Origin of the sequence: Cyanobium sp. N5-Cardenillas (genome assembly GCF_024345515.1) — a bacterium.
Taxonomy (GTDB): Bacteria; Cyanobacteriota; Cyanobacteriia; order PCC-6307; family Cyanobiaceae; genus Cyanobium.
Genome location: NZ_JAGQBG010000115.1, coordinates 1 through 9,688, shown reverse-complemented (window position 1 = coordinate 9,688; position 9,688 = coordinate 1). Strand labels below are relative to the sequence as shown.

Genomic DNA, 9,688 nt, shown 5'->3' with positions numbered 1-9,688 from the left:
CCCGGGCCGACTGCTGGCCGTGCACCTCATGCACACCGCCCTGGTAGCCGGCTGGGCCGGCTCCATGGCGCTCTACGAGCTTGCGATCTTCGACCCCTCCGACCAGGTCCTCAACCCCATGTGGCGCCAGGGCATGTTCGTCATGCCCTTCATGGCCCGCCTGGGCGTGACCGGCAGCTGGGGGGGCTGGAGCGTCACCGGTGAAACCGGCGTCGACCCAGGCTTCTGGAGCTTCGAAGGCGTGGCTGCGGCCCACATCATCTTCAGTGGCCTGCTCTTCCTTGCCGCCATCTGGCACTGGACCTACTGGGATCTCGAGATCTGGCAGGACCCCCGCTCCGGGGAGCCAGCCCTCGACCTGCCCAAGATCTTCGGCATCCACCTGCTGCTGGCCGGCCTGGGCTGCTTCGGCTTCGGCGCCTTCCACCTCACCGGGGTCTTCGGACCGGGGATGTGGATCTCGGATCCTTACAGCCTCACGGGCCACCTTGAAGCGGTGCAGCCCTCCTGGGGACCTGAAGGCTTCAATCCCTTCAACCCTGGCGGCATCGTGGCCCACCACATCGCCGCCGGCATCGTGGGCATCATCGCCGGCATCTTCCACATCACCACCCGGCCGCCGGAACGCCTCTACAAGGCGCTCCGCATGGGCAACATCGAGACGGTGCTGGCCAGCGCGATCGCGGCGGTGTTCTTCGCGGCCTTTATCGTCGCCGGAACCATGTGGTACGGCTCGGCGGCCACGCCGGTGGAGCTGTTCGGCCCCACCCGCTACCAGTGGGATCAGAACTACTTCAAGACGGAGATCAACCGTCGCGTCCAGACCGCCATCGACAACGGCGCCACCAAGGCGGAGGCCTACGCGGCCATCCCCGAGAAGCTGGCCTTCTACGACTACGTCGGCAACAGTCCCGCCAAGGGCGGCCTGTTCCGCGTCGGCCCGATGATCAACGGTGACGGCCTGCCCACCTCCTGGCTGGGGCACATCTCCTTCACCGACAAGGAGGGCCATGACCTCGAGGTCCGTCGCCTGCCCAACTTCTTCGAGAACTTCCCGGTGGTCCTCCAGGATCAGCAGGGCATCGTCCGCGCCGACATCCCCTTCCGTCGTGCCGAGGCGAAGTACTCCTTTGAGCAGCAGGGCGTGACGGCCACCGTCTACGGCGGTGCCCTCAACGGCCAGACGTTCACCGATCCCGCCGACGTCAAGCGACTGGCCCGCAAGGCCCAGCTCGGCGAGGCCTTCGAGTTCGACCGTGAGACCTACCACTCCGACGGCACCTTCCGCAGTTCCCCCCGCGGCTGGTTCACCTTCGGCCATGCCTGCTTCGCCTTGCTCTTCTTCTTCGGCCACATCTGGCACGGTGCCCGCACCCTCTACCGTGATGTCTTCGCCGGTATCGACCCCGATCTCGGTGAGCAGGTGGAATTCGGTCTGTTCGCCAAGCTGGGCGACCGTTCCACCCGACGCCTGCCCGAGGGCTTCGTGCCCCCGGCCGGCTCCCCCCTCAGCTGACCGCCAGCCCCCCCGAGGATTCCCATGGAGAGCTTCGCTTACATCCTGATCCTGGCCCTGGCCATCTCCACGCTCTTTTTCGCGATCGCCTTCCGCGATCCCCCGAAAATCGGCAAGTGACCACGCATCCGGATTGCTTCAACCCCTGGGACACCAGGGGTTTTTTCTTGGCTGGGGCCCCAGCTGGAAGGCAAGCCCTTCTCTTTGTGCGCGTAGCTGTTTACACTCCCAACACTTGGACGCGTGCCCAGGGATGCAATGTCCCTCCTGCCAACACACCGATAGCCGTGTTCTGGAATCAAGGGCCGCCGATTCCGGACGCAGCGTGCGGCGCCGCAGGGAGTGTCTCAACTGTGATTTTCGCTTCACCACCTACGAACGGGTCGAGACGGTCCCGATCACCGTGGTCAAGCGCAACGGCAGCAGAGAAACCTTCAACCGCAGCAAACTGCTGCATGGTCTGCTGAGGGCCTCCGAGAAAACAGGTCTCGAACCCTCCCGGCTGGAGGCCGTCGTCGACGACATCGAACTGGTGCTGCAGCAGCGGGCCGGCCGTGAGGTGAGCAGCAACGAGATCGGGGAGCTGGTGCTGCAGCGCCTGCGGGAGATGAGCGAAGTCGCCTACGTGCGCTTCGCCTCCGTCTACCGCCAGTTCCAGAGCGTCAGCGATTTCGTGGCCACCCTGGAAGGCCTGGGGAACCGGGGCAAGACCAAGAACCGCCTGGTGGTGGTCGGCTGAGGCCGGCTCCAGCGCGTTGAGCGGCTCTCCTGCCGACCCATTGATAGAGTGCTCGATCGGGTGTGCGCTGCAGGCGGGCAGTCACCCCGTTCCTTCGCACTGCCGCCGGCAGACCGCCCCAGCTCCATGACCCTCACTCCTTCTTCCGAAGCCGACACCCTCGAGGCCCTCACGCCGATCAGCAGCGAGGAGGCCGCCGACATCGAGATCACAGCGGAACTCGATCTGGCGATCCCGGAAGAGGTGCCCAGCGCCGACGACTCCAGCAGCAGGGTCAGCGCTCGGGACGGCGACGGTGTGGGCTTCACGCTGGACGAGTTCGCGGCCCTGCTCAGCAAGTACGACTACAACTTCAAGCCCGGTGACGTCGTCAACGGCACCGTGTTCGCCCTGGAATCGAAGGGCGCCATGATCGACATCGGCGCCAAGACCGCCGCCTTCATGCCTCTCCAGGAGGTTTCCATCAACCGCGTCGAGCATCTCTCCGACGTGCTCGAACCTGGCGAGGTGCGCGAATTCTTCATCCTCAGCGAGGAGAACGAGGACGGCCAGCTCACCCTTTCGGTGCGCCGCATCGAGTACCAGCGTGCCTGGGAGCGGGTGCGCCAGCTTCAGAAAGAAGACGCCACCATCTACAGCGAAGTGTTCGCCACCAACCGCGGCGGCGCGCTGGTGCGGGTGGAGGGCCTGCGGGGCTTCATCCCGGGCAGCCACATCAGCACCCGCAAGGCCAAGGAGGAGCTCGTGGCCGACTTCCTCCCCCTCAAGTTCCTGGAGGTGGACGAAGAGCGCAACCGCCTGGTGCTGAGCCATCGCCGCGCCCTGGTGGAGCGCAAGATGAATCGCCTCGAAGTGGGCGAAGTGGTGCTGGGAACGGTCCGTGGCATCAAGCCCTACGGCGCCTTCATCGACATCGGTGGTGTCAGCGGTCTGCTGCACATCTCCGAGATCAGCCACGAGCACATCGAGACGCCCCACACGGTGCTCAATGTCAACGATCAGATGAAGGTGATGATCATCGATCTCGACGCCGAGAGGGGCCGGATCTCCCTCTCCACCAAGGCCCTTGAGCCGGAACCCGGCGACATGCTGAGTGATCCCCAGAAGGTGTTCGACAAGGCCGAGGAAATGGCTGCCCGCTACAAGCAGATGCTGCTGGAGCAGGCCGAAGACAACGAGCCCATGGGCGTCTCGCTCGAATGAAGTTCCCGGCTCCGGCCCTCTGACCATGGTGCTTCTGTCCTTGCGGGGCACGCCCCTTCCATGCGGGGATCGTCAACTGGAGGCGGTGCTGTTCGACAAGGACGGCACCATGAGCCACAGCGAGCCCATGCTCGTGGCCCTGGCCCAGGCCAGGGTCTTTCACTGTCTGGCCCTGGCCGATCTGGCCAGCGGCGACCCGGAGCGTCACCGCGACCTGGGCGACCTGCTGCACCGCGCCTACGGCCTTGCCCCTGAAGGCGTCCATCCCGCCGGCACCATGGCGGTGGCCAGCCGCGACCAGAACCTGGTGGCCACCGCCACCGCCCTCGTGCAGGTGGGCCTGGGCTGGCCCGAAGCCCTGGCGATGGCCGAAACCGTGTTCGCCCGCACCGACGCCCTGCACGGCCAGGGAAGCGAGCGGCGGCCAGCCCCCACCGCCGGCCTGCTCCCGTTGCTGGAGTCCCTGCGGCTGGCGGGGGTGCGCTGTGCCGTGATCAGCAACGACCATGTCGAGGGCATCGAAGCGTTCCTGGCCGCCCATGATCTGGCGTCCTACGTGCAGGCCATCTGGAGCGCCGAACACCAGCCCCGCAAGCCTGACCCCGCCGCCGTCCATGGCCTGTGCGCCGAACTGGGCGTGGCCGCGGAAAGCTGCGCCCTGATCGGTGACGCCAACAGCGACCTGCGCATGGCCCGTGCCGCCGGGCTGCCGGTGGTGCTGGGCTACCGGGCCGGCTGGCGGCGGCCGGTGGATCTGGATGACGCCTTCCTGCAGCTGGATCACTGGCGGGAACTCACCGTGGTGCCGGGGGCGGTCAACCCGTGGGAATAAGCTCACCTATCGACTGATCGCATTCCCCCATGAGCCGTTTCGTCTTCACCTCTGAATCGGTGACGGAAGGCCACCCCGACAAGATCTGCGACCAGGTCAGTGATGCCGTGCTTGACGCCCTGCTGGCCCAGGACCCGGCCAGCCGGGTGGCCTGCGAGACCGTGGTCAACACCGGCCTCTGCCTGATCACGGGGGAAGTCACCACCAACGCCCGGGTCGACTTCAACACCCTCGTGCGGGGCGTGATCGAACAGATCGGCTACAGCGGTGCCCGCGCCGGGGGCTTCGATGCCAGGAGCTGCGCCGTGCTGATCGCCCTCGATCAACAGTCGCCGGACATCGCCCAGGGGGTGGATGAGGCCGACGACCATGCCGGCGACCCCCTCGACAAGGTGGGAGCCGGCGACCAGGGCATCATGTTCGGCTACGCCTGCGACGAAACGCCGGAGCTGATGCCCCTGCCCATCAGCCTGGCCCACCGGCTGGCCCTGCGGCTGGCCCAGGTGCGCCACGACGGCAGCCTCGGCTACCTGCTCCCCGACGGCAAAACCCAGGTGAGCGTGGAGTACGAGAACAACCGCCCCGTGGCGATCGACACGATCCTCATCTCCACCCAGCACACCGCCGAAGTGGCGGGCCTCAGCGAGGAGAAGGCGGTGCAGCAGCGCATCAAGGACGACCTCTGGACGCACGTGGTGCTCCCCGCCACCGCCGATCTGTCCCTCCAGCCCTCCAAGGAGAGCACCCGCTTCTACGTCAACCCCACCGGCAAGTTCGTGGTGGGGGGCCCCCAGGGCGACGCCGGGCTGACGGGCCGCAAGATCATCGTCGACACCTACGGCGGCTATGCCCGCCACGGCGGCGGTGCCTTCTCCGGCAAGGATCCCACCAAGGTGGACCGCTCTGCTGCCTATGCCGCCCGCTACGTGGCCAAGGCGCTTGTGGCGGCAGGTCTGGCCCACAAGGCCGAGGTGCAGCTCAGCTACGCCATCGGCGTGGCCCGGCCCGTGAGCATCCTGGTGGAGAGCTTCGGCACCGGTGCCCTCGACAATGCCGACCTCACCGCCCTGGTGCAGGAGCATTTCGACCTGCGGCCCGGCGCGATCATCGAGACCTTCGGCCTGCGGGAACTGCCCCAGCAGCGGGGCGGCCGCTTCTACCAGGACGTAGCGGCCTACGGCCACTTCGGCCGCAAGGACCTCGACCTCCCCTGGGAGGACGTGACCGCCATCGCCGCCACCCTGAAGCAGGCCACGGCGAGCCGTGTCAGCGCTGTTTCTGGGGGTTGACCTCGGCAGCAGCGGCCTGCGCCTGGCCGTTCTGGCGGAAACCGGTGCCGCCGGCGGCCAGCCGGACGACCCGCTGCTGAGCCGGCAGTCCCCCTACCCCGGTCGCCTGGAAGAGCCGGGTGCCTGGCGGCAGGGGCTGATCGCGCTGCTGGCCACCGTTCCCGAAGAGATCCGCCGGAGGGTGGGGGCCGTTGCCATCGATGGCACCTCCGGCACCCTGCTGGCCTGCGGGCCGGACGGCCGCCTGCTGCCACCGCCCCTGGAGCAGGCCCTGCCTTACCACCTGGCCTGCACGGAACAGTCCGGGGCCATCACGGCGCTGCTGGGCCAGGCGTCCGGCGGCGTGCCCAGCCATCCCGCCGCCAGCGCCAGCGGCAGCCTGGCCCGGGCCCTGCGGCTGCTGGCCCGGGCCCGTGAGGCGAGGCTCACTCCGGGCCTGCTGCTGCGCCACCAGGCCGACTGGCTGATGGGCTGGTTGCTGGACGACTGGCGCTGGGGCGAGGAGGGCAACAACGTGCGTCTGGGCTGGGATCTACAGCAGGGACACTGGCTTGCTGGTGTGGCGTCAGGCCTGGGCGTGGAGACGCTGCCACGGATCCGCTCCAGCGGCAGCCTGCTGGGCCCGCTCGCCCCTGCGGCGGCGGCGTGCCTGGGCCTGCCCGGGGACTGCCAGGTGGTGGCGGGCAGCACCGATGCCAATGCCGCCGTGCTCGCCGCCGACCCCCAGGCCGGCGATGGCATCGCCGTGCTGGGCACCACCCTGGTGCTGAAGCAGTTCGTGGCGGCCCCCCTGGCCGGTGCCGGCCTCAGCAACCACCGGGTGGCCGGCCGCTGGCTGGCGGGAGGCGCCTCCAACGCCGGCGCCGGCGTGCTGCGCCGCTTCTTCGATGATGCCCAGATCGCGGCGCTGAGCCGCCAGATCACAACGGACCGCCCGACGGGGATCCACCTGCGCCCCCTGAGCCGCAAAGGGGAACGCTTTCCCGTCGACGACCCGGAGCTTGAGCCGATCCTGGGGCCGAGGCCCGTCAGCGATGCCCGCTACCTGCAGGCCCTGCTCGAGGGCCTCACCGCCATTGAGGCGACGGGCTGGCAACGGCTGCGGCAGCTGGGGGCGCCGGCCCTGCAGCGGGTGATCAGCGTCGGTGGCGGCGCCCGCAACAGCCAGTGGCGGGCCCTGCGCTCGCGGGCCCTGGGGATCCCGGTGCTCAACCGACCGAAACGCACGGCGGCCCTGGGCATGGCCCTGCTGGCCAGGGCCAGCTTCAGGATGGAGATCGAATCAGCACCCCTACGGCCATGAACGAACGTCTCAGCTCGATCGTCTCCATCGCGCTGTTCATTGTGCTGGCCGGCTTTGTGGGGTTCAGCGGTGTGCGGCTGGGCCTGCTGCTCTGGCAGCGGTTCGCCGGCGCCTGAGCCCAGAATCCCCCCATCCGCTTCCACCCCATGGCCGCCGACCCCCTCACCGCCGCGGTGAGCGACCGCATCTGCAAGCACATGAACGACGACCATGCCGAGGCCGTCCTGGCCTATGCCCGCCACTACGGCGGCTGCACCGAGGCCCGGGAGGCTCGGATGGTGGCCGTGGAGCCCGAGGCCATGCGCCTCGAGGTGGATGGCGCCCCGGTGGAGGTGCCCTTCGACCACGCCCTCAGCGACAGCGAGGACGCCCATCGCACCCTGGTGGCCATGCTGCGGTCGCTCCCCGGGAAAGCTTGAAGCAGCGACTGCGCCGCACTGGGCGGCGCCAGACCCCTGACCCTCCTCGCCCGCCTGGGGCGGCTGCCGCTCGACTGGATCGCCGCCACCCCCTGCCCCCTGTGTCGCGGCCTGCAGCCGCCACAGCACGGGGCCGCAGCTCCCTGCCCCACCTGCCGCCTCCAGCTCCCCCTGCCGGCCGGGGGCCAGCGGGGCAACGAGCCCCTGCTGTGGTGGGCGGCCGGGTCCTACGACGGAGAGCTGCGTCGGTTACTGCTCGGGTTGCGGCAGCGGCCTGAGCAGTCCCGGATCGCCGCCCTGGTGCGGGTGCTGGCGGAGGGGCTGCCCCAATGGCGGCGGCGACCGCTGCTGGTGCCGATCCCGAGCTGGAAACGGCGCGGCAACCCCCTGCCCGCCCTGGTGTGCGGCCAGCTCGTCCGCCAGCTGGGCTACCGCCACGACGACCTGCTGGAACGCTCGCGGCCGGTGCTCGGCCAGCACCACCTGAAGCGGGCCATGCGCCTGGCCAACCAGGACGGGGCCTTCCACTGCCGCCGCGGTCCCCGCCCTGGCGAAGCCTCGGGACGGCCGGTCCTGATCGTCGATGACATCCTCACCAGCGGCGCCACCGGGTGCAACGCCGCCCGGGCCCTGGAAACGCTCGGCTGGCCGGTGGTGGGGATGCTCTGCCTGGCCCGCACCCCTCGGGGCCGAGCCCGCAGCGGGCCGTGATCTAAGATCCGAACGTCGCTTCGGCGACGGGCCGGGATAGCTCAGTTGGTAGAGCAGGCGACTGAAAATCGCCGTGTCCCCAGTTCAAATCTGGGTCCTGGCATTGCGTGCGGACTGCGCTGCAGCCCATCACCATGCCCCAGCCGCCTTCGACATCCAGCCAGATCTTCAACAACGCCGACAGCTTTGCCCAGGCGTTCGACGAAGCCTGGCAGGCCCACAGCCGCCAGGAGCCTTCCCACGGCCTGTCGGCCACCGAAAAGCTCGAGGCCATCCTCGGCTCCGTGGCCGACCACCCCTTCGCCCAGGGCGATCCGGCCACGGCCCGCCAGGTGGGCGCCTTCCGCATCCGCCTGCTCGACCTCTAGGTTGCGCCCCATGAGCAGCTCCCTCGCCCGCCTCATCCAGCAGCTGAGCGCTGGCTTCAGCAACCAGGCCCAGGCCTTCGACAACCCGCCCCTCTACGCCCACATCCTGGTCAAGTTCCGGCCGCTGCCCCAGCTGGCCCCAGGTTCGCTGCTGCTCGAACAGACCTACGCCATCACCCCAGGCACGCCCTACCGGATTCGGGTGCTCCGGGCCGAGCAGCGCGACGGCGCGCTGATCATCCACAACCAGGCCCTGCGCGACGAGCAGCGCTTCTGGGGGGCCATCGAAGACGAAGGGAGACGGGCGCAAATCACGGCGGCCGACCTGCTGCCCCTGGAAGGCTGCACCTATCTGGTGCGGGAGCAGGGCGAAGGCTTCAGTGGCGAGGTGGAACCCGGTTGCCGTTGTCTGGTGGAACGCAAGGGCAGTCTCGCCTATCTGGTCAGCAGCTTCGAGATCGACCCCCGGGGCATGCGCACCATCGATCGGGGCCACGATCCGGCCACCCATGAGCAGCTGTGGGGATCGCTGGCCGGGCCGTTCGCATTCGAGCGCACCCACGACTACAGCGGCGACATCCCCCCGGCCTGGCTGGAGAACTGACGACGGAGGCCAGGGAGGCACCCGGGCCTTCAGCCGGCGATCAGTTCGTCCATGAAGGGCTGCTCCCCCTCGTCGAGGAAGGGGTCGGAGTCCTCCGGGCCCAGATCGAAGCTTTCCTCCTCCGTCAGGGAGCCCGGCAGTTCCTGCTGCAGAGCCGGCGGCTGCACCGCCTGCAGATGGCGGGACCCCCCGGTGCGATCCAGACCCCGAAGCGCCGCCTCGATCCTGGCCAGTCGCTCTTCGGTCTCGCCCAGCCGCTGGTCCATGGCCACCCCATGGGCCGCTTCGAGGCCGGCGACCTCCTGCAGACGCGCGCCGATCCGCTCGTCATGGCCCTCCAGCCGTTCCTCGAGCTCCAACAGGCGGTAGGTGAGCGCTTCGGCGACCTGGGAGAGGACCTGCAGCTGGTCGGCCAACCGCAGGGAGGCGTCCTCGGACAGGGGCACAACAGCAGTCATGACGGCACCGGGATGATGGCCGGATGGTATCGGGATGGGGCCAGTCCGCCAGGGGGCACAACGCCGGCGGCTGATGGGGTCGGCCAGGGCCGACCCGCTCGGGGGGTTTGTAACGATTCTGACAACCCTGTCGTGGCGAGCGGACAGGCCCATAGGATCCGCCTTGCAGCCCATGATCGGGACGTTTGCTGCAGCCGTCCTCGAAGGCGTCTGCCCATCGCGCAGTGGCTTCGCGCCCTGCCCTCC

At 68.9% G+C, this 9,688-nt stretch carries 12 protein-coding genes and 1 tRNA gene; 12 read left to right on the top strand and 1 reads right to left on the bottom strand.

Annotation, left to right across the window (positions count from 1 at the left end):
• The 12 genes from psbB to KBZ04_RS10135 all read left to right on the top strand — a co-directional run.
• Positions 1–1,516, top strand: a 1,516-nt coding sequence (psbB, locus tag KBZ04_RS10190; protein ID WP_254991822.1) for a photosystem II chlorophyll-binding protein CP47, incomplete at its 5' end; no start/stop codon positions are given.
• Positions 1,517–1,540: 24 nt separating this feature from the next.
• Positions 1,541–1,636 carry a photosystem II reaction center protein T gene (locus KBZ04_RS10185; RefSeq protein WP_010314684.1) on the top strand — a complete coding sequence of 32 codons (96 nt, stop codon included), beginning with the start codon at positions 1,541–1,543 and terminating at the stop codon, positions 1,634–1,636.
• 133 nt (positions 1,637–1,769) lie between these two features.
• Complete coding sequence (gene nrdR / locus KBZ04_RS10180) at positions 1,770–2,255, top strand: transcriptional regulator NrdR (protein WP_254991821.1); 486 nt, start codon at positions 1,770–1,772, stop codon at positions 2,253–2,255.
• Between the two features lie 126 nt (positions 2,256–2,381).
• Positions 2,382–3,458, top strand: a complete 1,077-nt coding sequence (locus KBZ04_RS10175) for a 30S ribosomal protein S1 (protein ID WP_254958331.1) — start codon at positions 2,382–2,384, stop codon at positions 3,456–3,458.
• Positions 3,459–3,483: 25 nt separating this feature from the next.
• On the top strand, positions 3,484–4,290 hold the full coding sequence (locus KBZ04_RS10170; RefSeq protein WP_254991820.1) for an HAD family hydrolase: 807 nt from the start codon (positions 3,484–3,486) through the stop codon (positions 4,288–4,290).
• Positions 4,291–4,319: 29 nt separating this feature from the next.
• Positions 4,320–5,579, top strand: a complete 1,260-nt coding sequence (metK, locus tag KBZ04_RS10165) for a methionine adenosyltransferase (RefSeq protein WP_254991819.1) — start codon at positions 4,320–4,322, stop codon at positions 5,577–5,579.
• A complete protein-coding gene (locus tag KBZ04_RS10160; RefSeq protein WP_254991818.1) occupies positions 5,554–6,882 on the top strand; it encodes an FGGY-family carbohydrate kinase in 1,329 nt (442 codons plus the stop codon). The genes metK and KBZ04_RS10160 overlap by 26 nt, the downstream gene beginning before the upstream one ends.
• A 146-nt stretch (positions 6,883–7,028) precedes the next feature.
• Positions 7,029–7,301, top strand: a complete 273-nt coding sequence (locus KBZ04_RS10155) for a DUF2470 domain-containing protein (protein WP_254991817.1) — start codon at positions 7,029–7,031, stop codon at positions 7,299–7,301.
• A gap of 261 nt (positions 7,302–7,562) precedes the next feature.
• Positions 7,563–8,012 carry a ComF family protein gene (locus tag KBZ04_RS10150; protein ID WP_254991816.1) on the top strand — a complete coding sequence of 150 codons (450 nt, stop codon included), beginning with the start codon at positions 7,563–7,565 and terminating at the stop codon, positions 8,010–8,012.
• A gap of 30 nt (positions 8,013–8,042) precedes the next feature.
• Positions 8,043–8,115: transfer RNA gene (locus KBZ04_RS10145), tRNA-Phe, on the top strand.
• A 31-nt stretch (positions 8,116–8,146) separates the two neighbouring features.
• A complete protein-coding gene (locus tag KBZ04_RS10140; protein ID WP_254991815.1) occupies positions 8,147–8,380 on the top strand; it encodes a hypothetical protein in 234 nt (77 codons plus the stop codon).
• 10 nt (positions 8,381–8,390) lie between these two features.
• Positions 8,391–8,984 carry a chromophore lyase CpcT/CpeT gene (locus tag KBZ04_RS10135; protein ID WP_254991814.1) on the top strand — a complete coding sequence of 198 codons (594 nt, stop codon included), beginning with the start codon at positions 8,391–8,393 and terminating at the stop codon, positions 8,982–8,984.
• Between the two features lie 29 nt (positions 8,985–9,013).
• Here the strand turns inward: KBZ04_RS10135 and KBZ04_RS10130 are convergent, their stop codons facing one another.
• The gene (locus KBZ04_RS10130) at positions 9,014–9,442 is read right to left on the bottom strand and encodes a hypothetical protein (RefSeq protein ID WP_254991813.1); all 429 of its coding nucleotides are present in this window, start codon (positions 9,440–9,442) and stop codon (positions 9,014–9,016) included.
• Positions 9,443–9,688 lie beyond the last annotated feature (246 nt).